Source organism: Rheinheimera sp., assembly GCF_030690345.1.
GTDB lineage: Bacteria > Pseudomonadota > Gammaproteobacteria > Enterobacterales > Alteromonadaceae > Alishewanella.
In genome coordinates this window covers 107799-134643 of the sequence record NZ_JAUYGV010000009.1, presented here as the reverse complement: position 1 = coordinate 134643, position 26845 = coordinate 107799, and the positions used below count along the sequence as shown (strand labels likewise).

20 protein-coding genes are annotated in these 26845 nt (G+C 52.9%); 6 read left to right on the top strand and 14 right to left on the bottom strand.

Going from position 1 to position 26845, the window contains the following annotated elements; all coding sequences use genetic code 11:
- The first annotated feature begins 3 nt into the window (after positions 1-3).
- From Q8O77_RS18980 to Q8O77_RS18970, 3 genes are read left to right on the top strand one after another with little or no spacing between them, the layout of a single operon-like run.
- Positions 4-1008 (top strand): glycoside hydrolase family 43 protein, encoded by a 1005-nt coding sequence (locus tag Q8O77_RS18980; protein ID WP_305557011.1) that lies wholly within the window; start codon positions 4-6, stop codon positions 1006-1008.
- Between the two features lie 11 nt (positions 1009-1019).
- Positions 1020-3548, top strand: coding sequence for a glycoside hydrolase family 3 N-terminal domain-containing protein (locus Q8O77_RS18975; protein WP_305557009.1), 2529 nt, complete (start codon positions 1020-1022; stop codon positions 3546-3548).
- Positions 3527-6103, top strand: coding sequence for an exo 1,3/1,4-beta-D-glucan glucohydrolase (locus Q8O77_RS18970; RefSeq protein WP_305557007.1), 2577 nt, complete (start codon positions 3527-3529; stop codon positions 6101-6103). Before Q8O77_RS18975 ends, Q8O77_RS18970 begins: the two co-directional genes overlap by 22 nt.
- A gap of 168 nt (positions 6104-6271) precedes the next feature.
- Here Q8O77_RS18970 and manD read toward each other — a convergent pair whose 3' ends face one another.
- On the bottom strand, positions 6272-7480 hold the full coding sequence (gene manD, locus Q8O77_RS18965; protein WP_305557005.1) for a D-mannonate dehydratase ManD: 1209 nt from the start codon (positions 7478-7480) through the stop codon (positions 6272-6274).
- A gap of 174 nt (positions 7481-7654) precedes the next feature.
- Here manD and Q8O77_RS18960 point away from each other — a divergent pair, with 174 nt between their 5' ends.
- The gene (locus Q8O77_RS18960; RefSeq protein WP_305557003.1) at positions 7655-9553 is read left to right on the top strand and encodes a sialate O-acetylesterase; all 1899 of its coding nucleotides are present in this window, start codon (positions 7655-7657) and stop codon (positions 9551-9553) included.
- An 82-nt stretch (positions 9554-9635) separates the two neighbouring features.
- Here Q8O77_RS18960 and Q8O77_RS18955 read toward each other — a convergent pair whose 3' ends face one another.
- Entirely contained in the window at positions 9636-9980 is a 345-nt protein-coding gene (locus Q8O77_RS18955) for a 5-carboxymethyl-2-hydroxymuconate Delta-isomerase (RefSeq protein ID WP_305557000.1), read from the bottom strand.
- Between the two features lie 113 nt (positions 9981-10093).
- On the opposite strand from Q8O77_RS18955, the gene Q8O77_RS18950 reads away from it, so the two are divergent.
- Both Q8O77_RS18950 and Q8O77_RS18945 read left to right on the top strand, forming a co-directional pair.
- Positions 10094-10414, top strand: coding sequence for a type II toxin-antitoxin system RelB/DinJ family antitoxin (locus Q8O77_RS18950; RefSeq protein ID WP_305556997.1), 321 nt, complete (start codon positions 10094-10096; stop codon positions 10412-10414).
- Positions 10401-10670, top strand: a complete 270-nt coding sequence (locus tag Q8O77_RS18945; protein ID WP_305556995.1) for a type II toxin-antitoxin system YafQ family toxin — start codon at positions 10401-10403, stop codon at positions 10668-10670. The genes Q8O77_RS18950 and Q8O77_RS18945 overlap by 14 nt, the downstream gene beginning before the upstream one ends.
- Before the next feature lie 124 nt (positions 10671-10794).
- On the opposite strand, the gene Q8O77_RS18940 is transcribed toward Q8O77_RS18945, so the two are convergent.
- The 12 genes from Q8O77_RS18940 to Q8O77_RS18885 form a co-directional block, all read right to left on the bottom strand.
- A complete protein-coding gene (locus tag Q8O77_RS18940; protein WP_305556993.1) occupies positions 10795-11322 on the bottom strand; it encodes a hypothetical protein in 528 nt (175 codons plus the stop codon).
- Positions 11323-11525: 203 nt separating this feature from the next.
- Positions 11526-12302, bottom strand: coding sequence for a hypothetical protein (locus Q8O77_RS18935; protein ID WP_305556991.1), 777 nt, complete (start codon positions 12300-12302; stop codon positions 11526-11528).
- Between the two features lie 67 nt (positions 12303-12369).
- Entirely contained in the window at positions 12370-13329 is a 960-nt protein-coding gene (locus Q8O77_RS18930; RefSeq protein ID WP_305556988.1) for a HEPN domain-containing protein, read from the bottom strand.
- 168 nt (positions 13330-13497) lie between these two features.
- A complete protein-coding gene (locus Q8O77_RS18925; protein ID WP_305556986.1) occupies positions 13498-14217 on the bottom strand; it encodes a DUF6445 family protein in 720 nt (239 codons plus the stop codon).
- 13 nt (positions 14218-14230) lie between these two features.
- Positions 14231-15733: a tryptophan halogenase family protein gene (locus Q8O77_RS18920; RefSeq protein ID WP_305556984.1), complete on the bottom strand. Its 1503-nt coding sequence runs from the start codon at positions 15731-15733 to the stop codon at positions 14231-14233.
- 16 nt (positions 15734-15749) lie between these two features.
- A complete protein-coding gene (locus Q8O77_RS18915; RefSeq protein ID WP_305556982.1) occupies positions 15750-16781 on the bottom strand; it encodes a cupin-like domain-containing protein in 1032 nt (343 codons plus the stop codon).
- A gap of 11 nt (positions 16782-16792) precedes the next feature.
- Entirely contained in the window at positions 16793-17539 is a 747-nt protein-coding gene (locus tag Q8O77_RS18910) for a SapC family protein (RefSeq protein ID WP_305556980.1), read from the bottom strand.
- Positions 17540-17636: 97 nt separating this feature from the next.
- On the bottom strand, positions 17637-20717 hold the full coding sequence (locus Q8O77_RS18905; RefSeq protein ID WP_305556978.1) for a TonB-dependent receptor: 3081 nt from the start codon (positions 20715-20717) through the stop codon (positions 17637-17639).
- 364 nt (positions 20718-21081) lie between these two features.
- Positions 21082-22461, bottom strand: coding sequence for a diguanylate cyclase domain-containing protein (locus Q8O77_RS18900; RefSeq protein WP_305556976.1), 1380 nt, complete (start codon positions 22459-22461; stop codon positions 21082-21084).
- Positions 22462-22653: 192 nt separating this feature from the next.
- On the bottom strand, positions 22654-24672 hold the full coding sequence (locus tag Q8O77_RS18895; protein ID WP_305556974.1) for an amidohydrolase family protein: 2019 nt from the start codon (positions 24670-24672) through the stop codon (positions 22654-22656).
- Between the two features lie 85 nt (positions 24673-24757).
- The gene (locus tag Q8O77_RS18890; RefSeq protein WP_305556971.1) at positions 24758-26308 is read right to left on the bottom strand and encodes a GMC family oxidoreductase; all 1551 of its coding nucleotides are present in this window, start codon (positions 26306-26308) and stop codon (positions 24758-24760) included.
- The gene (locus tag Q8O77_RS18885; RefSeq protein WP_305556968.1) at positions 26308-26811 is read right to left on the bottom strand and encodes a hypothetical protein; all 504 of its coding nucleotides are present in this window, start codon (positions 26809-26811) and stop codon (positions 26308-26310) included. Before Q8O77_RS18885 ends, Q8O77_RS18890 begins: the two co-directional genes overlap by 1 nt.
- Positions 26812-26845: the final 34 nt, after the last annotated feature.

The following is a 26845-nucleotide window of genomic DNA, read 5'->3' as shown; positions in this document are numbered from 1 at the left end:
CGCATGACCGACACTGATTATAAAGCGCTGCAGGCGCGGGCTGTTTCGCAGCCGCTGGTAACGCATATTTATACCGCCGACCCGTCGGCCCATGTGTTTGACGGCCGCATTTATATTTACCCGTCGCATGATATTGAAGCCGGCATTGCTTTTAACGATAACGGCGATCATTTTGCTATGCAGGACTACCATGTGCTGTCACTGGACGGCCCGGATGCGGTGGCAGTGGATCACGGCGTGGCGCTGCATATAGACGATGTGCCCTGGGCGCAGCGGCAAATGTGGGCACCGGATGCGGCAAAAAAAGGCGATACTTATTACTTTTATTTTCCGGCGAAAAACGCCGCCGGCCGCTTTCAGTTGGGTGTGGCAACCAGTAACAGCCCGACCGGGCCTTTTAAAGCGCAGCCCGAGCCGATACAGGGCAGCTATTCTATAGATCCGGCGGTTTTCGCCGACGATGACGGCAGTTACTATCTGTATTTTGGCGGTATCTGGGGCGGCCAGTTACAGCAGTACCGCGACAACCGCTACGCGGCGCACCATGCCGAACCCACCGCTGCTGAACCGGCGCTGGGACCCAGGGTGGCCAAATTATCTGACGATATGCTGCAGTTTGCCGAAGCACCGCGCGAAATTAGCATTCTGGACCAACAGGGCCAGCCGCTGTTGGCCGGCGATACGCAGCGGCGCTTTTTTGAAGCCTCCTGGCTGCACAAGTACCAGGGCAAATATTACTTTTCTTACTCTACCGGCGATACACACTTTATTTGTTACGCCACCGGCGACAGCCCCTATGGCCCCTTTACTTATCAGGGCCGCATTCTGGAGCCGGTGGTCGGCTGGACCACGCATCACTCAATTTGTCAGTTTAACGGCCGCTGGTATTTGTTTTATCACGACTCGGTGTTATCCGAAGGCGTCACCCATTTGCGTTCGGTGAAGATGACCGAACTGCAGCATGATGCCGACGGCCGGATCCAAACATTAACGCCGTACCGCGAATAATCGGAGGCCTTATGCGCAAGTTATTGCTTGTTGTGTCGTTGTCTCTGGTGTCACAGTCTGCTGCTACGGCGTTAGCGGCGCAGCCCTTGCCGTATCAGGATGCCAGCCTGAGCACAGAGCAGCGGCTGGACGATTTGCTGCCAAGGATGACGCTGCAGGAAAAAGTCGCCCAGCTGCAAACCGTATGGCAGCAGCGCCGTGGCATGGAAGGGCCGCAGCAACAGTTTTTGGCCGATCAGGCGGCGCAAATTATCCCGCTCGGTATCGGCCATATTGGCCGGCCCAGCGAGTTTAAAACGCCGCAACAAAGCGCCGAATTTAATAACGCGTTGCAACGCTGGTTAAAACAACATACGCGGTTGGGGATCCCGGCGCTGATGCACGAAGAAGCACTGCACGGTTACGCGGCCTTTGATGGCACCAGCTTGCCGCAGGCAATAGCGCTGGCCAGCAGCTGGTCGCCACAGATTATGCATGATGTGTATGCGCTGGCGGCGCGCGAAATGCGTGCTACCGGTGCACACTGGGCCTTAACGCCAATTTTAGACATTGCCCGCGACCCGCGCTGGGGTCGGATTGAAGAAACTATGGGTGAAGACCCTTATCTGATGTCGGCACTGGGCGTGGCCGCGGTGCGCGGCTTTCAGGGCAATACCGGTAAAACCGGCGCCTTTGCGGGCGACAAAGTGGTGGCCACGTTAAAGCACCTTACCGGCCATGGCCAGCCGCAGGCCGGGGTCAATATCGCACCGGCGCAGATAGCCCCGCGTGAGCTGCATGAAGTATTTCTGCCGCCGTTTGAAGCGGCAGTAAAGCTGGCGCATGCCGGCAGCATAATGGCGTCGTACAATGAAATTGATGGTATTCCGTCGCACGTTAACCGTGGCCTGCTGCAGGATGTCGTGCGCGGCGAATGGGACTTTAACGGCGTTATTGTCAGTGATTATTTTGCCATTGAAGAGCTTAACAGCCGCCATGGCCTGTACGACAGCGACGCGGCGGCTGCCAAAGCCGCCTTGCTGGCCGGGGTAGATATGGAAACGCCGGACCCGAAAATCTTCCCGCAGCTAACGGCATTGGTGCAAGCCGGCCGCTTAGACGAAAGCGCGATAGACACTGCCGTGCGCCGCGTGCTGGCACTGAAGTTTCGCCTGGGCTTGTTTGATAACCCTTATGTCGATGCCAGTCAGGCTAATGCGCTGGTGGGCGCGGCGACAGAGCGTGACTTTGCCCGCCGTGTGGCAGAGCAGTCGCTGGTGCTGCTGAAAAATGACGGCATCTTGCCGCTAAATGCAGACAAAATCCGCAAGTTAGCGGTGATAGGCGCGCATGCCGATGAAACCCTGCTTGGCGGTTACAGCAGTATTCCGCGCCAGACAGTAAGTATTTTGCAGGGCTTACAGCACAAGCTGCAGGGCAAAGCGGAGGTAGCATTTGCCCGTGGCACGATTCTTACAAAACAGCTGACAAAACAACTGAGCAAGCCGTTAACCCAGCCAGAGCAAGATACTAACCAGGCCTTTATTACCTCGGATATCCGCCAGCGCAGCCAGGCCGCCGGCAGTTTTTCCATGCAGCGCTGGAATCATGATGCTATAGCGCTGGCCGATGATCATGACCGCAAAGGCTTGTTGGATGAAGCCGTCGCGCTGGCCAAAACCGCCGATGCCGTGGTGCTGGTATTGGGTGAAAACGAAGGCTTATCGCGCGAAGCCTGGGCCGAAAGCCATTTAGGCGACCGCGCCAGCCTGCAGTTAGTTGGCAATCAGCTGCAGTTGGCCAACGCCATCCTCGCTACCGGTAAACCGGTAGTACTGGTATTAACCAATGGTCGGCCACTGGCACTGGGCGAGCTGGCCCAAACAGCACCGGCGATTATCGAAGCCTGGTATCTGGGCCAGGAAACCGGTGCGGCTATTGCCAATGTATTGTTTGGTGAGGTGAACCCGTCCGGCAAGTTACCGCTAACCTTCCCGCGCAGCGCCGGGCATATTCCGGCTTATTACAACCATAAAGCCTCGGCTAAGCGCGGCTATCTGTTTGACGATATCAGCCCGCTGTACCCCTTTGGCCATGGCTTAAGTTACACCGCATTCGATTACAGCAACTTGCAGATAGACGACAGCCGCGCCCGCGCCAACGGCGAGGTGCAGATCAGCCTGACGCTGCAAAACAGCGGCCAGCGCAGCGGTACTGAAGTGGTGCAGCTGTATATTAACGACCCGGTAGCCAGCATGACACGGCCGGTGAAACAATTGGCCGGTTTTGCGCGGCTAACACTGGCCGCCGGTGAGCAGGCCACAGTGCGTTTTACGCTGCCGGTAAACCTGCTGGCATTTTTCGATCAGCAGATGCAATGGGTGGTGGAGCCGGGTGAAATTCGCTTGCTGCTGGGCAGTTCGTCGGCGGATATCCGTTTACACGGCAATGCCGTTATTAAAGGTGAGGTTACCGATGTCAGTAACAATAAAGCCTATTTAACCCGGGCCTGCATCGTTAACACTAATCAGGAGACAGTATGCGACAGCTTAACGCAGTAAATATCAGCCGCCCGGACACCGCAGCTATGCTGCTGCTCTGCAGCTTAGTGCTGAGCGGCTGCGGCCAACAGCCGGCCAATAACACTCAGACGGCAACAGCGCCGCAGACAGCAAAGATCCAGCCGGCAAACTGGCCACTGCAGCAAGCGCCGATAGCGCGCAGCGCCGCCATTGAAGCTAAGGTCAGTGCATTGCTGGCGCAAATGAGCGCGGGGCAAAAAGTCGGCCAGCTTATTCAGGCTGATATTGCCTCGGTTACACCACAACAGGTGCGCGATTACTATCTGGGTTCAGTACTGAACGGCGGCAATTCCGCGCCGGGCCGGGATAACCGCGTCGGCGCCGCGGCCTGGCTGGAATTGGCCGATGCCTTCTGGCAAGCCAGTACCGACACCAGCGATGGCCGGCCTTATATTCCGGCTATTTGGGGTACCGATGCGGTGCATGGCCACAGCAATGTCAAAGGTGCGACGATTTTTCCGCATAATATTGGCCTTGGCGCCATGCATGAGCCGGAATTGCTGCGTGCTATCGGCCGCGCCACGGCGATTGAAATGCAGGTGACCGGGCTGGACTGGACGTTCGCGCCGACCATAGCGGTAGCGCGTGATGATCGCTGGGGTCGCACTTACGAGTCGTACAGTGAAGACCCGGCGTTAGTGGCCAGCTATGCGCCCTATATTTTACAGGGCATTCAGGGTGAGCCCGGCGCGGCTGATTTTCTGCGTGGCGAGCATATGCTGGCCACGGTAAAGCATTTTCTCGGTGATGGCGGCACTGTTGGCGGCAAAGATCAGGGCGACAGCATCGATAGCGAAGCGCAGCTGCGCGATATTCATGCGCTGCCGTATTACAGCGCCGTTAAGGCCGGTGCCCGGGTGGTAATGGCCTCATACAACAGCTGGCATGGCAGCAAAATGCATGGCTTTGCGCCAATGTTAACCGACGTGCTGGTTGGCCGCATGGGCTTTGACGGCTTTGTGGTAGGCGATTGGAACGGCCACGGCCAGATAACCGGCTGTACACCAACCGATTGCGCCGCCTCGTTACTGGCCGGGCTGGATATGTATATGGCGCCGGACAGCTGGCAAACGCTGTATGCCAACACGCTGGCGCAGGTAAAAGATGGCCGTATCAGCATGGCGCGGCTGGACGAAGCCGTTAGCCGCATTTTACGCATTAAAGCTGAGATGGGCCTGTTCGACCAGGTGAAGCCATCAGCGCGGCCACTGGCCGGGCGTTATGAACTGCTCGGCAATGCACAGCATCGCGCGCTGGCGCGGGAAGCGGCGCGTAAATCACTGGTGCTGTTAAAAAACAATCAGCAGTTGCTGCCACTGCAGCCAACCGGCCGCGTGCTGGTAGCCGGTGACGGCGCTGACAATATCGGTAAACAAAGCGGTGGCTGGACGCTAAGCTGGCAGGGCTCGGGCAACAGCAACAGTGATTTCCCCAATGGCGAATCGATATACAGCGGCATTAAACAAGCAGTAGAAGCCGGCGGCGGCAGTGTCGAGCTAAGTGAAAACGGCCGTTTCAGCGCTAAGCCGGATGTGGCGATAGTGGTGTTTGGCGAAGAGCCTTACGCCGAGTTTATCGGCGATCGCAGCCATCTGGCGTTTGACGATAACCGTGGCCTGCAAATTTTAACCGCGCTAAAAGCGCAGGGTATCCCGACGGTAAGCGTGTTTTTGTCAGGCCGGCCATTGTGGGTAAACCCCGAGCTGAATCAATCGGATGCCTTTGTCGCGGCATTTTTACCCGGCACTGAAGGCGGCGCCATTGCCGATCTGCTGTTCCGCTCACCAACTGGTGAGATACAGCATGATTTTCAGGGCAGGCTATCGTTTTCCTGGCCGGATAACGCCACCGGCGAGCCGCTTAATGTCGGCGATACAAACTATAAACCGCTGTTTGCCTATGGCTATGGCCTGAATTACAGCGATAACACAACGCTGGCCGCTCTGCACGAACAGGCCGGTATCAGCGCTGCAGAAATGCTGAATACCAGCCGTTATCTGTATGCCGGTAAAGCAGTAACGCCGTGGCAGTTACAACTGCTGGATGAAGGTAAGGTTACTGTAGTGACTGATGCTTTGCACACCTCTGCCAATGGCGCCTTAACGGCGCAGGCTACCGACCGTTTGCAGCAGGAAGATTCGGTGACACTAAGTTTTATCAAGTCGGGTGCGGTGGCATTGGCACTGGCTGACGGCGCTGTGCTGGATTTGGCCCGCCAGGCTAACGGCGATATGGCGCTGGAGCTGGAATACCAGGTAGTGGCGCTTGGCGATAACAGCAAAGTCATGCTGGGTATGCAGTGCGGCGAGAATTGCGCCAGTGCGCTGGATATCAGTACACAGCTGGCGCAAATGCAGGGGAAAGGCTGGCACAGCATTAAAATTGCGCTGCGCTGCTTTAGTGAAGCCGACAGCAACTTTGCTATCAGCCGGGTAACGCATCCGATGCTGCTGCAAAGCAGCGCCGGTGTGGTATTGCAACTGGCCAATGTGCGGCTGGCACAGAATGAAGGCAATGCTACCTGCGGGAATTAAACCGCAGTGCCAGAAGGGTTGGCTGTACTGACTGAGGAGAACAGGTTCTACCCTAAGCCAACCGTTGCAGGCCAGGATGGCCGAATCGAGCCCCCAGGGATGGGTTTACGGCGTGTTGGCGTGGGTAAACCTGTTCGGGTGTATACACCTTTACCACGCCGTTCCCATTTACCAGTTAAACAGCGTGCCATCTTCCAGCCGGTTTACCGGCAGATAGGCACGCTTATATGGGTATTTTGCTGCCAGTTTTTCGTCAATATCCACACCATGGCCGGGGCTTTCGCCGCAGTGCAAAAAGCCCTGCTCAAAATAATAGTCGTGTGGAAATACTGCATCGGTTTCATCGGTATGGCGCATATATTCCTGAATACCAAAGTTTGGCACCCAGCTATCAAAATGCAGTGCCGCGCCCATAGTCACCGGCGATAAATCGGTCGCACCGTGAAAGCCGGTTTTAACATGGTACAGCTCGGCCAGCGCGGCTATACGGCGTAAATGCGTAATGCCGCCGGCGTGCACCAGGGTAGTACGGATATAATCAATCAGTTGCTCGCTGATCAGTTGCTGGCAATCATGAATGGAGGAAAACACCTCACCCACCGCAAGCGGCGTGGTGGTGTGCTGGCGTATTAACCGGAAACCCTGTTGTAACTCGGCTGGTACCGCATCTTCCAGCCAGAACAGCTTATATGGCTCCAGCTCTTTGCCCAGCCGCGCCGCTTCTATCGGTGTCAGCCGGTGGTGTACATCGTGCAGCAAGTGCAGCTCGTCACCAAATTGCCGGCGCAATTCGGCAAACAGTTTGGGCGTATGGTTCAGGTATTTACTGGTCGACCACAGGTTTTCTGTCGGCAGGTCGGCATCGGCCGGTTCATAAAACAGGGTGTCTTTTGATACGCCATAGGTCGAGGCTAATCCCGGCACGCCGGACTGGGCGCGAATGGCCTGATAACCCAGCTCGCGGTATTTCGCCACCGCCTCTATTGTCTGTTCGATATCGTTACCATTCGCATGGCCATATACCAGCACCTTGTCGCGGCTGCGCCCGCCGAGTAACTGATACAGCGGCATAGCGGCAGCCTTGGCTTTAATATCCCACAGCGCCATATCCACGGCGGCCAGCGCGGTCATATTCACCGGGCCACGGCGCCAGTACACACCGCGGTAAAAATATTGCCAGATATCTTCAATCTGGCCGGCATCGCGGCCTATCAGGCAGGGCAGCATATGCTCATTCAGCATGCTGACGACCGCCAGCTCACGGCCATTTAAGGTGGCATCGCCGATACCATACAGGCCCTGATCAGTCTCAATTTTCAGCGTGACAAAATTACGCCCCGGACTGCAGACAATAACGCGTGCGGCTGTGATCTTCATTGCGGTTTTCCTGTTAGCGAAAAACTCAGGCTAGCATGCACCGCTTAAGCTGCAATTGAGAAAGCCGTCGCCGGTTTTACGTTTTTTACTAAGCGCTTAGCCATTATTGCGCAAGGGCTTGGCGTGATAAAACAGCATGTTAGGCTAAGCCGATAGCCTTGCCGGAGATGGTTGATGAATAAAATAGTCCTTACTGTAGCCTTAAGTTGCAGCCTGAGTGCGCAGGCCGATATTCGTTTACCAAAATTAATCAGCGACAATATGGTGTTGCAACGTGATACGGCGCTAACCTTGTGGGGCTATGCCGCGCACGGTGAGCAGGTAACAGTGCAGCTAAATGATACTGTGCCGGGCCAGGCGCAGGTTAAAAACGGTCAGTGGCAATTTACCTTGCCGGCGCAAAGTGCCGGTTGTGGCCACAAGCTGCGCTTTAGTGGCGCTAATCAAATCACGCTAAATGACATTTGCTTTGGCGATGTTTGGCAGGCTTCCGGCCAGTCGAATATGGAACTGCCGATGGCGCGTCTGGCCGAGGCGTATCCGCAGGACTTAGCCAGCGCCAGTTATCGGCAAATTCGCCAGTTTACCGTGCCGCAGCAGTATAACTTTGACGCACCGCAGCAAGATCTCAGCGCCGGGCAATGGCAGCCTGCCACCACAGAGCATATTGCCGGTTTTTCGGCACTGGCATTTTATTTCGCCCGCGAGCTGTATCAGCACAATGGCGTACCCATCGGCATTTTAAATAATGCGCTCGGCGGCTCGCCGGTCGAGGCCTGGCTTAGTGAAGAGGCGCTGCAGGCGTTTCCGGATGCACTCTCACAAGGCCTGCGCTTTCGTGATAAGCAGCTGATTGCCGACATTACCGCCGCCGATCAAGCAAAAAACAATCAATGGTATGGTGATTTAGCCAGCCGCGATGCCGGCCTGAACAGCGACACGCCCTGGTATGCGCCAGAGTTGAATCACAGCGACTGGCAAAGCTTTAGCGTGCCGGGCTTTTTGCCGCAGCCCTTTACCGGGGTGTGGTGGCTGCGCAAGAATGTACAGCTAAGTGCAGCGCAGGCAAGCGCTGCTGACACGCTGCGGCTGGGTTCTGTTGTCGATGCCGACGAGGTGTATATCAACGGTGTTAAGGTGGGCAATACCACTTATCGGTATCCGCCACGGCGTTATGCGCTGCCAAAGGGGCTGCTGAAAGCCGGTACTAACCTGATAGCGGTGCGGGTTATTGCCACTAACAGCAAAACCGGGCTGATGCCGGATAAACCGTACTGGTTAGGCACCGACGAGCAGCCTATAGCGCTGAGCGGCCAGTGGCAGATGCGCCTTGGTGCCACAGCAGAGCCGCTGCCGGCTGATACCTTTATCCGCTGGCAACCGCTGGGGCTGTTTAACGGTTTAACCGCGCCGCTGACCAAGCTGCCAATCAAGGGCGTGATCTGGTATCAGGGCGAATCGAACGTCGGCCGCGAAGTACAGTACCAGCAGCGTTTTCGCGCCTTAATTCGTGACTGGCGGGCTAAGTGGCAGCAGCCACAGTTACCGTTTTTATATGTGCAACTGGCGAATTACCTGCAGAAAAACCCAGAGCCAACCGACAGCGGCTGGGCCGCACTGCGCGAAGCCCAGCGCCGGGTGCAGGACGAGCCCCATACAGCCATGGTGGTAGCGATAGACGTAGGTGAGTGGAACGATATTCACCCGGTAGATAAAAAAACCTTAGGCCAGCGGCTGGCGCTGGCGGCCAGAGCGGTAGCGCTGGGCGAGGACGTGCAATATCAGGGGCCGCAGTTGCAGTCGGTGCAGGCGCAGGGCGATAAATTACTGCTTAGCTTTGATCAGCAACTGGTGCTTAAACCCGGCCAAAGCTTTGCCATCGCCGGCAGCGACGGCCACTACCGCTGGGCGCAGGTAAAGCTACAGGGTAAACAATTAGTGCTGTCGCATGCTGATATCACAGCGCCGCTGCAAGTACGCTACGCCTGGGCCGATAACCCGGATGCCGTGCTGTATAACGCCGCAGGCTTACCGGCTTCGCCTTTTGCTGCTCAGGTTTCCCGGCCAAAGTAAGTTGCTTACCCGGCCATGGCCCCGGGTTGCAAATTTACTTATCGGGGTTTCCATAAGCCGCGAATTCATTCAGCTGTATTGCTTAAAGCATATTCCGATTGCAGTAAGTGGCTTTTTCAAACTCGCTGACATTCATAGCAATATTGGGAACGTGAGGGAACATAGCCACTAACTTCTCAACAACCGATTGTGACAACTTTGCCCGCTGCTCAGTGCTGCGACCTTGCATAATGCTTGAAAAAACGTGGATGAAAAGCTCACGCTTTCCGCCAACCAGATACTTACTGTAAGGATTAACCCGAACTTTAATATCACCGATATCAAACAAATCAGAGGCAACAGCAACCAAATGAATTTGCTCTGCAATATATTCCTCAGGGTGACTTTCCAGCACCTCAACCGAGCAGTCGACGATAAAATGTGGCATTGTTTTTCCTCTATATGTTGGATTGCTAAAGCCTCGCGCGAACTTGTGAGCGTAGCAGCGGCCAAAGGCCGCGAATGACCGTTTGTTATCTGATAGTCTAACCATGTGCTACAATGTATGACATTGCAACACACTTTGGAGTAGTTATCATGAAAAGCGAAATGCTTAGCACACGCATCGATCATGACACAAAAGTCGCATTTACCAACATTTGTGACGATGTCGGGCTAAGCCCGTCTCAGGCACTGAAGCTATTTGCGCGTGCAGTGATCAATCATGGCGGTATACCGTTTGAGATTAAAGCTAGCCAACCAAATGAAACCACTGCAGCTGCAATACGAGAACTGGCAGCAGGTAAGGGCCAGCAAAGCAAATCTCTTGATGCGATGTTAGATGAGTTAACCGAAGGCAAAGTACAAAGTGCTCACCCTTGAATATTCAACTCAGTTTAAAAAAGATTTCAAAAAAATTGCTAAGATGCCTATTCCCGACATTCTGGAAGTTGGGAATATCATCTCTCAGCTGCAGCGCGGCGAAGCACTCGCCGCAAAAAATGTTGATCATCCTCTGACTGGAAATTGGCTCGGCTTTAGAGATTGCCACATCAAGCCAGACTTAGTTTTAATCTACAGAATTGCTAATAACACCCTGCAACTTGCCCGAATTGGCTCTCACAGCGAAATTTTCTAGTTACACCAAAGATCACAAACGCTCGCTTAATCTGCCCCTACTTATTTTAGAAGCAATAAAATAGCTGGTTATAATTGATGACGAAGAAGCAAAACCAGCTATTTTCTGTCCTTTGAAAGGCTTGTTAGCTGCAAATAGCTGAGTAGTCTTTAAGCCCTAAGTTCCAAAGGTTATCTATGTTATTAAGGTATGTGGATACCTGTTTTCCTGGGGCATTGATAATTACTTGGCTAGATATACAGACCGAATCAGTTTCACGATCGTAGTAACCAGCTTCAACGCACCAAGGGTCGTTCGAATCATTTGCTATATCTTCTAATCTGGAGCGAAAATAAGCGTATGAACCGCTAGAATAATAAAATTCTTTTTCAACAATGACGGTTACTACGCCTTTACGCTCCCCAATAAATAAAACGGGAGCTAACAATTTTGAAATATATAACTTCTCAATTATATCTATTACTCTAATGTCATGATCTTCATCCCAAATAATAGCGAAATCATGAATTTTGAAGTGATTAAATTGCTCTAGTAATGAGTCATTACTCTCTGTCGCTCGCAATATTGAATAGTGTGTTCCACGTCCTAGGTTTCCAATTGGAGTGACTTCGTCGTAGATTGTTGTAAATAATGTCGAATAAGATGTGTTCATATTAACCTCAATTTCACTTGATGTTGCAGTTTCACCTGCGGAATAAGTGATTACCTTTCGAGTAACCACAGGTCATTAATTAGGCTATACATAATCGCCGATGTTGGCAAGTGTAGCTAACGTAAAGTTCAATTGCCGAGTGCTGGCGAGGACATTTTTGGAACCAAAATTCGTGACAGTACAAGGTCAACTGCAACGCCTTATTAACCCGGCGTAAAAGCACCTATCTGAGTAGGCATGACAAACGGCATATCATCATCAAATGCACGGGTACTAATAAATGTTATTACTTCACATGCTTTATCAAAAAGACACTTCGCATTTTCTAGAGAGCAGTTTGCTTGCCAACTAGCTTGTAAAGGGGGAACCATTTCTGATGAAAACGCATCGTTGTTGCTACTTATAATCGTAAAAGACTGCTTTACAAACTCGGAGCGTCCGTGAGCTAAAGAGTTACGAATATCAAAAATTCGTTGAACCATCGCATCATGCTCCAATTTCAATGCATCCTCTGTGTAGAGTACATCTGATAACGCAGCAAATTTCGCTTTAGGAGAGAATCTAATTTCGTCATCTATATCGTAGAATGATTTACTTTTACAAAGCTTTGTAAATCTCTCTTTCTTTTTTTTATAAAGTTGGTTGCAAAGTGCAGTGATCAAGTTTTCTGATTGTGATTTAAAACCGTACGCAATGGCTAATTTTTCATAAATATCTGTACTTCTTTCTGTTTTCAGATCTAACTGTTCAAACAAATTATCCGGCGGGCTATCTAACAACTTTTCCACCTTTGATTTGCTATCAAAGATTTGCTTGCAACTTAAATTGAAGTAGCTTTCAAGCATAAACGCAGTTAATGAAATAGCAGTAATACCACCACAAGTCTCACCGTATCCGTCATATTCGAATGAGCGTCTAACCGACTCATAAAACCAACAATGAGAATGAATATCCCCTTGAAGATGACCGCTATATGACAAATTTAAATCTCCGATTAAGGGCTAACGTCGCATTCACCGGCTTGTCCGGTGCAATGCTTTGTTAAATTCATTTCGCCCATGGGGCCATTCTCAAAGTAAAGGACGCATTTTTTATGCCGACCTTGTGCTCTAACCTGGAAACAATATCACCCACAAATTCGAGTGCTACAAGATAATATTTGAAGGCATCGATAGGCGTTTTTATCATTTCCGCATATCTTAGCTTTATAGCATCTTTGTCAGAAGGCAAATCTGCCAAACCAGATGAATCAACACCACTCTCAAATTTACTCAAATGCGTGATTAGATCCTCAAGGTTGTGGCCATGCTTGCTGCTTCCAGATTTTGAATGGATCAATACTTTAATTGATTTCTCCATCGCTAAATGGAACTCCCAACACGCTATAGAGGCTCGCTCGTTTTTTAAGCTCAGCATGTCACTAATGCCTTTTTCGAAGTGGCTCCATATTCCCTGAGCCATATCCGAGGCCGGTTGGTTGACATTGCTCGCCATGTTCAAATCTAAATTGATTGAGCGAGTTAGAGCAACTACCCGTTCGATTTGAGAACGAAGCTCACAAACTGAACTTTCTTCCATCTTGCTAAGCTTAAATTTTGGCTCGATTAAATCTTCAAGATTTTCCGATTCTTGCAAATGATCAGGAAATGTCATCTTCGCCAATTTCCCTTCTTCCAAGACTTCATTTGTAGTAGCAGGTATATTCAGTTTCACAGGTTGTCCGTAAGCTAAAACAACCCCAGAATACACATCACTCCCTAGTCCTTTGGCAAGATCACCATATTTTTCAAAGTACCAGTCATTAAATAGAGGAAGTATACACTCGCGATAAACCTCGCTCTTAAGTAATTCCTCGTTAGACTGAAAACTGGATTTCTGAATAGCAGTCTCAACAAACAACTTTCCTGCGATAAAGAATCTCTTATGGATTGGAATATTCTGCTCCGCTAACATTTCATCGATATGTGGCATATGTTCGTCGATATGGTCTTTCAAATCATTTGACATACAAATGCCTACTCCATGAAATTTAACGATTATTCGGCGGGCGCCCCGCTTTTAAATACGGGTTAACCCGCCTTTGTAAATTTAATGTACAGAACACTACACCGCTTCTATAAAACACACAATAACTTATCGGTACAGCTGATTGGCGACAGATACCGATTAATCCGTTTATGGCTGCAGGTCGATAAAGCTGCTGATGGTTAACCGCCCCTGTGCCGGATCAGCTGACAGGTTGGCACCGGGCGGGATTGAGCCGCTGTGCAGTGCGTGGCGGCGGTAAATAATCAGCCGGTTAAATACGCCTTCTGCCGCTGCTATTTGGGTAAATAACGGCGTGTCGCCGTTAATGTAGCCGGCATCGCGGCCGGGAATATTCGGGCCGCCATTTTCCGCTTCCATTGCACGGAAATAGACCGGTGCGCGGTTGTTATCGATAGTTTCAAAGCCGGTTTTGCGGTGGCGGTAAAAGGCGGTGCCGCCCTGATCATCGTGAAACAAATAGTGCACCGCTGCCAGCGCATGGCGTTCGGTGGTATCAAAATGCGGAATGCGCTGCAGCAGCTTTAGCTGATCCGGTGGTGTGGTAACCAGCGAATAATGGCAAACGGAAAAGCTCAGTGTCCCGGCCGGCAGAGCAAAAAACTCGCTGAGCAGCGGCGCCAGGCTTTGCAGCAGCACTTGTTGATACGCCTGCGGCGCCGGCGCACGCACGCCGGGGTAATACGGCGAATTGGCGACAAAGCGCCGCTGGCCGGCATCGGCCAGCAACAGCTCAGGTTTGGCAATAAAGTTATCGACAATCAGCAGTGGTGATTGCTCGTGGCCAATATGCCGCTGCTGCAGTTGCATAGCGGTATGGCTTTGCAGCTTAGTGCTCCCGCCTGTCATCTCAGTTACCATCTCAGTTGCCATCGGCTTTGCAATAGCGCTGAATAAAATCGCGGTGCGATGGCAGCCGTTCTACCACCTGGTTGATGGTGTGGCGGATGCTGTGCAGATAACGGCTCAGTTCGGTTTCGCTTAGGCTGGCCACTATCTGATGATAATTATCCGGCAGCAGGCGCTGGCCCAGCATTACATGCACCCAGGATTCGAGCCGGAACAGCTCTTCACCGCTTTGAAAGGCGCGGCCGCTGTCTTTAAACAGTGCCATACGCTGCGCCAGCGAATCCGGAATGGTCATGGTGCGGCAGTAATTCCAGAACGGGCTGTCGCTGCGCTGTGTCTGGTGATAATGCAAAATAATAAAGTCGCGCACCAACTCCAGCTCGCTGATCGACTGGCGGTTATACTCATCGCTCAGCACCTCGCTGCAGCCATGAAACGGAAACATCCGCAGCAGGCGGATCACGCCGTTCATAAACAGATAAATACTGGTCGACTCCAGCGGCTCGATAAAACCGCTGGACAGGCCCAGTGCTACACAGTTTTTATGCCAGAACTTCTTGCGCCGGCCGGTTTGATAACTGAGCACTCTGGGCTGCATCAGTGCCGGCGTTTCCAGGCCATCCAGCAAGCGTTGCCGCGCCTCGTCGTCAGACAGATAATCGCCGGCATACACCAGGCCGTTGCCGACACGGTGCTGTAACGGAATTTTCCACTGCCAGCCGCTGTCATGCGCAATGGCGCGGGTATAAGGTGGCAAGGTGGCCGCCGGTTCGGTTTGTACTACCACGGCTTTATTGCAGGGCAGCCAGTGGTCCCAACGCTCAAAGCCGGCATGCAGGGTTTGTTCTATTAACAGGGCGCGAAAGCCGGTGCAGTCGATAAATAAATCGCCACTGATTTCCTCACCGCTTTCCAGCACCAAAGCGCGGATATCGCCATTAACTTGTTGTTGCACTTGGGCAATTTTGCCCTCAATTCGTGTGGCACCCTGCGCTTCACTAAAGCGGCGTAAAAAGCGGGCATAGCGGCCGGCGTCTAAATGATAGGCATAGCTGATGGCCGAACTGTCTGATTTACCGAACTTATGCGCTTTGGCCGCCTGCAGCTCGTAGCAATATTCGCCCAGCGGCGCGGTAATACCCATGCGCAGGCCATGCAGATAATAATGCTGAAAATCGGCGAGAAAGCTGCCCTTGCCGGTGGTGCCAAAGGGGTGAATGTATTTATCGCCAATTTGGCCCCAGTTCTCAAACGAAATACCCAGCTTAAAGGTAGCGTCGGTGGCGCGCATAAATTCCTGCTCGTCGATACCCAGCAGATTATGAAACAGCTGCACCGGCGGTATGGTTGACTCGCCCACGCCGACGGTACCAATTTCCTCTGACTCCACCAGTACCACGTCAATCAGGCCTTTTAAGCGTTTCGACAACGCCGCGGCGGCGACCCAGCCGGCAGTGCCGCCACCGGCGATGACTACTTTTTTTACGCCCGGCTGTTTTTCAGCTTTAGTGTGCACAGCATTTTCCCTCATATCAGCGGTTTAACCGATTTAATAACATGGCCCTTAGCTGGCGCGCCTGCATCTCATCGAGCTCGCCCAGCACGCCGCGGGCCTCTGCCGGCAGGTGTTGCCCGGCCTGCTGCGGGTTATCAAACACATAGTAATTCAGCACCGCCTGCCAGGCTTTGCGCTCCGGCTCCGGTTTGTCACGCAAACACAGCAGGGCGTGATACAGCAGGTTCATGCCTGAGCCGGTATAGCGCGGCGCTGTGCTCCACCAGTAGTTGATCAGGATATTAAAACTATTGAGTGCTTCTACCTGATGCCACCACATGCTTGGCAGATACAGGGCGTCGCCCGGCTCCAGTTCTGCGATTTGGCCGGCAGCGATGGCAGCGGGGAACTTCGGAAAACGCTGTAAGTCCGGGTTGGCAAAATCGACCATGCTGATCACCTGGCCGCCCGGTGTCGGCTCCAGCGGCCCCGGGTATAAATTGCCGATTTGCTGCGGTGGAAATAAGCTAAAACGGCGCTTACCCAGCACACAGCAGGCGAGGTTTTCCGAGGCGTCATAATGACAGGCTGCCAGCGAGCGGTTGCCGAGCCAAATACTGACGCGATCCGGCTCAGTGGCGTAATCCAACGCTGGTTTGGGCAGGGCAATATCGTTGTGCTGGCGCAGGTCAGGAAAATGCGTTTGCAGCAAATTAGAGGCAATGTACACCGACGGCGGTTGCGGCTGGTCTTGCCAGGCCAGTATAAGCTGCAGCACTTCATCCACGCGGCCCATCCGCGTGTCGTAGTTCAGCCGGGTGCAGCTGGCGTCATAAAAATAGCGGCCATTCAGGCCGGGCTCGCCGTAATACACCTGGGTGGCTTTGCCATTGTAATGCTGTTGCAAATAAGCGGCCGCCAGCGCCGGGCTGTCTTGCCCCTGCTGCACTAACGGCCAGTGGCTGACCACGCCTTTTAACACTACCGGCTCATTGGCGCTTAACAGCTGTGGCGGGATAACGCCGGGTTGGCAGGCGACTGCCGGGGTTTGGCGGCTAATGTTTAGCATAGTGGCGGCCGTTACAGCGTACTTTGCTGGCGCAGCAAAGTGTTTTTGCGGTCAATTAAGCTGCGGATATTGCTGATCGAACTGACCATAGCATAGGCTAATTGTAAAAAGCCGGCCTGATGTAACTGTTCCAGCTCTGTGGCGCGCAGTGCGGCCAACCTGGTGGTATTGATACAGTAATTACCGTTTAAGCGGTGCTTGTCGCCGTTATCCAGGCTGAATTCAATATTGACCGGCTCTATCAGCTCCAGCTGGCTGAAAGCGGCAAACATCGGTGTGGCGATGGCCAGCCCCTGATGGATAGCCTGCAACCTGGCAGAGATATGTTGCAGATAAGGGCTGTTGCCGCCCTGGGGTAAAAACAACGCCTGGCCGTGCTGCTCGCTGACTTTGGCGTGGTCCATATCAATATGCACCACCGGATTAGCGGCTTCATCGTCGCCGGGCTGGCGCTGAAAACCAATTAAAAACGGGCCTTTTTCAATGCTGGCCGGTATATAGCGGGCGTCCCAGCCGCAGGGATGCCGGCTGTCGAGGTATAAATTTTCCCCTGCGGCAAAGCCCAGTAAGGCTATGGCCTGATAGTGGCCGTCGGCGCTGTCGCGGCGCAGCAGTATCGGGTACTCTTTTTGCAATTCGGTAAATTCGGTAGGAAACACCGGCACGCTGGCCAGGTTGTCGGCGTATTCTGCGCTAAAGTGATGCAGTACGCGGGTATGCTGGTGGTCGATATTGTTCAACAGTACATGTCGGGTCATGCGTTACATCCTGTGTCGGGCTTAGTTGTAACTGTTGCAGCTTAACGTACAACTATTACAGCGTTACCGCCAGCCCCGGCTGGCGGTAATCTCTCTATCAGAAGTCGTAGCGTACGCCAATCTGATAGCGTGGCCCTAAGTCTGTCAGGTACCACAACATGGCTTTATTCCTGGCGTGCGAGCGGCTGTTCTCACCGGTCAGGTTGATAGCTTCAGCAAATACTGTCAGTTGCGGGTTAATGTCGTAACTGACATTCAGATCAATTTGCCAATAAGCTTCCTCATACCTGGGGTTGTTTGAACCGCCTTTGTTGACTTCAGCCAGATGCTTGTCGCGCCAGTTCCACGCCAGCCGCATTTGCCAGCTGTCTTTCTCGTAAATGCCGATCAGGTTAGCGGTGTCGCTAAGGCCAATCAGAGCAAACTGCGATTCGTTCGGATCAGCATTGTTATTAAAGCCAACGTCACCGCGTACTATGGTGTAGTTAGCCTGGACGCCAAAACCGCTTTCACCGAAGAAATGCTGTACAGCAAACTCAGCACCGTAGATTTTCGCGGCGCGGTTGTTGTCCGGCGTGCTGGTACGGAATATTACTTCCGGGTCTTCGTCTGTCGCCCGTAAATCGAAGCCGGCGTTATTAGCGAGGAAATCTATCTGTGCCTGAGTGCCGGTAAATTGCGGATTGGCGCCAAATTCAGCAATCATATCCGGATGGGTGCGGTATTCATTAAATACCATCATCGCATACAGGTAGGTGTCATCCAGCGGGAAGCCGCCATCCTGTACTGCCTGGGCCGCTGCTAAAGCGCGTGGCCCGGAGGTAACATCGCGGATACCCAGCAGTGGTTGGTCAACCTGACGGCTGCCGATAAAGTTAACCACGTTTTTCTGGAACACCCCGGCCGAGACATAGCTGAACGGGTTGTAATACCACTCTAATGACAAGTCAAAGTTAGTCGATTCCAGTGGCAACAATGCCGGGTTAGAGGCATCGGCAACCGGTTGGGCACCTAACAGGGTGGAACCACCGCCGCCGCCAAAGTCAGACGCCGATACGCCTAAGCTACCCAAGCCGGCACGGGCAATAGTTTTGCTGAACGAGAAGCGGCTAATCAGATCGTCACTAAGATGCAGGCTGACATCGAGGCTTGGCAGCAAATAGTCATAATCATTTTTTGCATTCGCAGGCTCCGGCGGTACGGTGGAGTCGACATAAGCAACCACATCGTCGTTATCCTCCCACTGAAAGTACACGTCACTTACTAAAGAGCTGGACTTAGAATCGGTTTTTTCGTAGCGCAGGCCGGTTAATACATCAAACGGCATACCGCCGAGCTCTCCTTCCAGCGCGACCTGGAAGTACACTGCCATGGTGTCTTCTTCTACAATGTTGTCGTAGGATAAAGCACTTTCAACAGTAGAAGGAATACCCGGATACAGCGCTTCGGCAGCGGTATACAAGGCGCGCGGATCGGCAATAAAGCCATAGCCGCCCGCCAGGGTGTCGTAGTCATCGAACTCGCCGGGTAAATCAAAGGGTTGGATCAGATCACCAAATTCGCCGGGGTTGCCAACGTTCCAGTTACCCAGCGCGATATTGTTACCGGCGGTTTGGATGGAACGCGACTCCATTTTGCGCATTTCGACGCCGAAATCAAAGCGGCCGTCATCCAGTTGATAACTGCCGTCCAGTTTAACCTGGTCTATGTTACTTTCCTGGCTGGCATTACGAATCCGCGCTATGGAAGAGCCGACATCACCGGCATCTACCATGCCGTTGGCATTGGCGCCTTTATCCGGCAGGGTGTCGTCATACACGTTCAGGTAAGTGGGTAAGTCGGCGCCCCAAAACCATTCACGCGAGGTAACAATAGGCGCACCCAGGCCAACGGCCAGCTCACCGGAATTGCGTGGCCCGGTGCCGCGGCTGTATAACTCGGAGCTGTGTGCATCCAGCATCAGTGTCAGAGCGTTATTTACCTGATATTCCAGGTTTAAGCCGGCAGATTTCAGCGTATTGGTTTGTTCACGCCATTGCTGCTCATAGCCTTCATCGACGGCACTGGCATAGGTTTCCTGAATATAAGACGGCGTTTTCACCGTATTATTGTCAAATTCTACAATTTGCGTGTTACTACCTCTTTGCACCCAGTTGGTAATTTCACCACGGTGCTCTACCAGGTTATTTTCGGCAAAGGTATAGTCTACGGTGGCAGTAAAATTGTCGGATGGCCTGAACTGTAAGGTCAACTGGGCATTATCACGGGTGCGTTCGGTATTGGAAAACGCATAACGGATATCGTTTGGCCGGGCATACAGCTGGCCTTGCTCCGGCGCATTAACCACATTAGTATCAACGTTATTCCAGGTGCGGTCAGCATCGGCAATATCATCCCAGTAATCTACTTCCCAGTCATTCACTGTGGCGCCGGTATAGCCGGAATCGCGCTGTTGGTGGCTGGCAGAAATACTGACACCAAATTTGCCGTTGTCCAGCACGTGACTGAAAATACCGGATATTTCCGGTGTTACATCGTCGCCGCTGCGGTTGGTGGTGTCATGCACGGCTTTTACGCCGACACTGGCTACGGTTTCACCGGTGTCCATCGGCCGTGCGGTTTTCACATTCAGCGTGGCACCTATACCGCCGGTGGCAATATTGGCTTTGCCGGTTTTATACACTTCTACCGCGCGGATACTTTCTGAGGCCAGGTTAGAGAAGTCAAACGCCCTGGCGCTGCCGCCGCGGGTGGTGCCGTCGGCACCGGAGCCGGCACCGTAGGTGGTAGCTGAAGGCATAGTACGGCCATTCAACGTGACCATATTATTATCACCACCAAAACCGCGCACTGTTACCTCGGAGCCTTCGCCGTTAGTACGGCTGATAGACACCCCGCTGATACGCTGCAGTGATTCGGCCAGATTGGTATCGGGGAACTTACCTATATCTTCGGCGGAAATGGCATCGACCACCCCCATGGAATGGCGTTTAATCGAGGCCGCTTCCTGCATACTGGAACGCACGCCTTTTACCTGAATTACTTCAATGTCTGCTGCCGTGACGGTTTCCGTCTCCGGCGCTTGTTGCGCATACAGCGGCATGCCCGCTGCGCTACCAAGCAGCAAAGACACCGCTTGCGCCAATGCTGTTTTGGTAAACCTTTTCCTGTTTTCCATTTTTTCTACATCCCCTCGTGATTTGTTATAAGTCATTCAAATCAAACCATCGGGCAGAAACGCGGTCATTTATCACTGTTGTCAGGCTCTGCCGGTATGTTTGTTTGTGCAGGCGCTAAACTCCCCGGCCTCCTGCACATCCATGCCGACCAGCCAAGCCCCCGACAATCATTGTAGTAATCTTGTTACATTGGTGAAGTTGTCAAAATGCGTTACCTTCTTGCTTTTTTTTATATTTTCAGCAGATGCGGCATCAACACCAGTGTTTACGGTGCCTTAGGCCAGGCAAACAGCGCCTGCCCGGGTGGGTATTGTTGTAGTGCGGGGAAATTCAGGTAGTTAGCAAGCCGATAACGCAGTGCGGTTATACCGATCGGGCCGTACCTTTTCGGGGTAATGCAGTAGTGCTTAGGGTGACGCGGTTGCCACCGGCTTTTTTGCCCTGGTACATGGCTTCATCGGCTAACAACAGCAGTTCTTTTTCGGTGTTACTCTGTTGCGGGTACAGCGCTACGCCAATGCTGGGCAAGATGTGCAGCAATTGGCCGGCCAGCGCAAAAGGTTGGTTTAACGCCAGGCGGATTTTCTCTGCCAGCTGCACTGCAGTGTTGTCACTATCCACTTGCTCCAGCAGAATCACAAACTCGTCGCCGCCAAAGCGCGCTACCGTATCGCTGTGGCGCAGGCAACTGAGAATACGCTGTGCGGTAAGTTGCAACAGCTGATCGCCAATATGATGGCCGTGCTGGTCGTTTACCGGTTTAAATTTATCCAGGTCAAGGTACAACAAGGCAAACTTGCCTTGCTCACGCTCTGCCCGGGCTTTGGCAGATTGCAAACGGTCAGCAAACAGTTCGCGGTTGGGCAGGCCGGTTAATTGGTCGTACAGCGCATTGTGCTGCAGCCGTTCCAGCATTTGTTTACGTTCTATTGCCACCGCCACCTGCACCGAGACAAACTCCAGCAGTTCTATTTCACTGTTGCTGTAACTTGCTGCTTCGGCGTCGTTTTGTAACATCAATGCGCCTATTACGGCACTGTGCGATTTTAACGGCACCCCTAACCAATTAGCGGCTTTGGCGCCGGCCAGTTGGCGTAACTTCGGTGGCAGTTCTTTGCGGTTATCGCTGGTCAGTAGTATGGTTTCTGCGCGGCGGATCACTCCGGCACAAAACGTCAGCAAATTACTGTCTGCCAGCTGTTGCTGCGCTGTGTCATAAACAAAATGCAGTTGCTGGCTGTTGCTACCAGTCAGCGCTATGCTAAAACGCCGCATCGGAATTAACCCGGCAATAATATGCTGGATATTGCGGTACAAGGCGGGTAGATCATCACTGGCAAAGGCTGCCTCGGAGATGGCATAAATGGCGGCCTGGCGTGCTTCAATTTGCTTGCTGCGGCTGATATCGCGCGCTACCGCCACGCGGCGCTGATCAGTGTGCGACCAGCGTGCCGACCACAACAAATGCACTATCTGACCATCTTTGCGGATATAACGGTTTTCAAAGTCGACTTTTACTACACCGGCGTTAATTTCGGCGGCGGCGGCTAAAGTACGCTCACGATCGTCCGGGTGTACCAGCTCAATCATCGGCCGGCCCAGCATCTCGGCCGGTTTATAACCAAAGATACGTTCAGCGCCGGCACTGACAAATTCAAAGCGGCCGTCTTTATCAACCACACAAATAGCATCGAGCAGTAAATCGATATAATTACTCAGCGCTTTGTAACTGTCGGTGTTCATAGCAAGGCTAAGGCTTCACAGCAAAAGAGTTGTGTAAACCTTAGCATGAATTGACCGGCTTATCTGCGCCTGGCCGCTGAAATATTAGCGGAAACTAAATAGTTAACGTAGTTGCTTAAGCTGCTAACCCGACGTTGGCAATTACGCCACAGGCGGGGGCAAGCCGCAGGGTGCCGCAGCACCCTGCATGGTTTAAGGTTTAAACGCGACCGGACTGGTAAAAGGCGTCACGCCGAGCACCGGATAGAGCTCGTCCGGCTTGTAGTAATGCTGACCTTTAAATACCAGCGCCACTTTGCGGATATCGGCGATATTGGTGCTGGGATCGCCGTTGATCAGCAGTAAATCGGCATCTTTGCCAACGCTGATTGAGCCACTGTGATACGCCGCACCCACCAGCCGCGCCGGTTCATAACTGGCAATACGCAGTACCTCCAGCGGCGGTATACCGGCCAGCGCATACAGCTCCAGCTCGCGGTGCAGGGTAAAGCCGGCAATATGATCGGTGCCGGGCACTATCGGCACCCCGGCGTCATACAGTTTTTTTACCATTTTCAGCATAGCGTCGGCCGATTTTTGATACACCGGCTGCAGCTCCGGTGCAACCTTCATCGATGCGCCTTTCAACTGCCTGACCACGGCCGGTGGCAAGTGGTCGGCAACGGCAGCAAACTCCGGGTCAATTTGTTTATTCTGCCCCAGTAACAAACTGCGGAAGGTAGCAACTGTAGGGTCGACCACAATTTGTTTGTCGGCCAGTAATTTAATAAAATCCGTTACCGGTTTGCCGGCTAAATCCAGGCTGCCGGCTTTTTCACCAAGCAAAGAAAAGCGCAGTTGGGTGCGGGTGTCTACTTCGGTGCCGGCGAGAAAGTTTAAAAACAGCATATTTACATGCTGAATTTCATCAAAACCCTGCTCTACCGCCTGGCGTGCTGTCATAAAGGCCGGCACATGGCCGCTTAAGCGCATGCCGCGGCGGTGTGCATGTTCGGCAATCGGTTTTACCCAGCTGGGGTCAATCGAGCTGTAAATCTTAATTTGCAGATAACCGTTGTCAGCAAACCAGTCTATTTTTTCATGCGCTTCCTGTAACGAAGTAACCGACAAACCGGCCGAATACTCGCTTTGTTTATCAAAAAAGCCGGCGCGGTATACGCGGCTGCCAATCAGCTGATCGCTGTTAAACAAACCGGCAATTTCCATAATATTGTCATGGTTGTTGCCAATATCACGCACGCTGGTAACGCCGGCGGCAATATTCAGTAAGCCATCGTTTTTCGATAAATGAGCATGCATATCCCACAGCCCCGGGATGATGGTTTTGCCGCGCGCATCCAGCACCTGCGCGCCGACCGGGGCGGTCAGGCCACTGGCTACTGCCATGATTTTACCGTTTTGCAGCAGTACGTCGGTATTGCGCAGCACTTTGCGCGCCAGCACATCGACCACGCTGCCGCCTTGCAACAGCACAGTGCTGTAACTGTGGCTCAGGTGTTTGGCAATATCGGCCAGATAGTCATTCTCGGCCTGCTTTTGTATTTTTGTCAGCTCAGCGAAGTTATCCAGGCTGAAACCGTCGCGGATCACCCGCATAAAGCCGCTGAAATCCTGGGCGAAATAATGGCCATCTTTGTCAAACCAGCCAAAGGAGGGGTTAAACGCCAGGCCACTGATGGCGTACAAGGTGACTTCTTTACTGTTGCTGCCATTCGTTACCGTTACGGTTTTCAGCGCATCCAACCTGGCGGTGCCGCCGGGAAATAAGTCGACCGAGCGGGTGGGTGACGCCATTAATGCCTTCATCAGCACATGGCTGGTCGCGCCGGCTTCATCCGCCGGCACGTAATAACGTGGCTCGCTGGTTTGCAGCATGCCGTCATCTTTATTACCGGACCAGCGTGCCACGCCGTCCACCAGGCTGAACTGTTCGGCTATCGGCGCACCAAAAGCTGAAGTGCCGCTGGCGGAAAACGCCACCGGTACACCTTTTTCATCAACCTGTAGCGTTTCATTAATGGTTACCACGCGGTTGTTCCAGCTCAGGTTTAACGATGCGCTGTAGTTACCGTCATCCAGCCGGGTAATCACCTGCTCACCGGCTTCGCCCTTTTCCGAATACAATTTGTTGACGATCTTCTGCTCCGCTGCATTAAGCGCGGCGCAATGCAGTAATACCAGGCTGCAGATCAATATAGAACTGAGTTTCATGGTGTGTCCTTATCAGCAAATAAACTCAGAAACTATAGCAGTTCGGCACACTAAGGCTGTGTCACAGGGTTAAATTCTGGTTTTGTTATTGCAGGCTGCTGATTAACTGCTGGCAATTACGCCACACCAGGGCGTAAATGGTCAGTTGCGGGTTAGCGCCCAGGCTGGTTGGCAGGATAGAGCCGTCGAATACCGACAGGTTTTGCAGCTGATGATGGCGGCCGCTTTGGTTGACCACACCCCTGGCCGGGCTTACGGCCATATTGCAGCCACCCATAACATGGGCCGACACTACGGTTTGCCTGAGTTTCTGCATTGGCAACTGCAGTATTGCCGCTTTGGCCTCAGGCCAACTGCTATACAATTTGGCATCGTGGTGCATGGGCAATACCTGTTTAGCGCCGGCGGCAAATTGCAATTCGGCCATTGATAACAGGGCGCTGCGCATGCCCTGCCAGAGATAATCACTGATGGGGTAATCCAGTACCGGCTGCTGTGCGCTGTCCAGCAACACAGTGCCGCCCTGGCTTTGCGGGTGAAAACCATCGCGCAGCAGCGCAATAATGGCCTGCAAATGGTTAAACTGCTGCATCAAGGCAGCATGTTGCCCGCCGTTGCCAATTAACTTAGTGGCGACTAACACCGGATGCAACGGTGGCACTTCCAGTTTATAACCGGCTTTGTCGCTATGTTCCGGCCAGACAAACTGATCGGAATAAATAGATTGTGGCGCGCCGCTGTGGCCATTAATGGCTTCTTCGAAGAAGGCACCGGAAATCACGCTGGGGTGCAAATACGTATGCCTGCCTAAGCGACCGGACGGATTAGGTACTTTTGAGCGTAGTAGCAACGCCGGTGAGCCGATAGCGCCGGCGGCGACAATATAATGTTTCGCTTTAATGCGGATGCGCAGGTCAGTGCGCGGCTGAAAGTGCTGATCTACCGGCACGGCATCCAGCCCGGTTATGCTATCGCCCCGCCAGTGCAGTTGGCGCACGGAAATGCGCGAAATTAACGTGGCGCCCAAAGCCATGGCTGAGGGAATGGTGCTAACCAGCATTGATTGCTTAGCATTAATCGGGCAACCCATACCGCAATAGCCCAAATTAGCGCAACCGTTAACGTTACGGCTAATCACTGTGTACTGCCAACCCAGCTTCTGGCAGCCTTGCTGCAGTTTGGCGTTGTTGGCATTGGCTGGCACAGCCCACGGCTGAATGTTCAGTCGTTGCTCTGCTGCTGCAAAATAAGCGGATAAATCGTTATCGCCGGTAAAATTGATGCCAAATTCAGCATGCCAATAGTCTAGCGTTGGCTCTGGTGTGCGAATTGATGTCGTCCAGTTAACTGTGGTAGAACCGCCTACGGTGCGGCCCTGTAAAATGCCAATCGCCTGATCGCGGCTTTTGCGCGCGGCGCCTTCCTGATATAACTGCGGGTAAGCCCAGCGCTCCTGCATAACAAAGTCGTCACGGGTATAATAAGCACCTTCTTCTAACAGCAGCACTTTAAAGCCGGCCTGCGCCAGTTGTTCTGCAGCAATACCACCGCCGGCGCCGGAGCCGATAATCACGATATCAGCTTCGAACTGCTGGTCTTGCACAAACTGACTGGCATCCAGGTGGTTAGTCGTCATCAGCGAAACCGCGGCGCGGTATAAGCCAGCGCTTGCCAGTGCTCACTTTGGCCGTAATAGGCGCCATACAGCAGCTCGCGCAGGCCATGATAAGCTTGCTGCAATAACGCCAGATAGCTGTCGCGCCACTGGTTTAGCAGTTGCAGCCGCTGCGCAATACTAAGCTCCGCCAGGCTGCTAAGGTAACCGCTAAGGCCCAGCCGGCTGACACGGTTGGCAAGCAGATTAAACAGCTGGTTCAGCTCCTGCTGCTGGCGTAGTGGCAAAAAGGGCAGGAAGTCGCCAATGGCGGTTTTAGTGCGGTTAAGCTCAGCTGCGGCTAAGGTCGCATCTTGTGGTAAAGCGCCGTACAATAGCGCCGGTAACAGGGCCGACAACACCAGATCGCGGTTGCTGCTATCCGGCGCCAGGCTTTGCTGCCAGCCCCAAACAGCTAAACCGCTACCTAAGCTGGCTGCAGCGCCTAAGGCTATGCCGGATAAAATAAACTGTCGCCGATCCATAGGGCTGCACCTGCAGTAAGACTTAACGCATTGT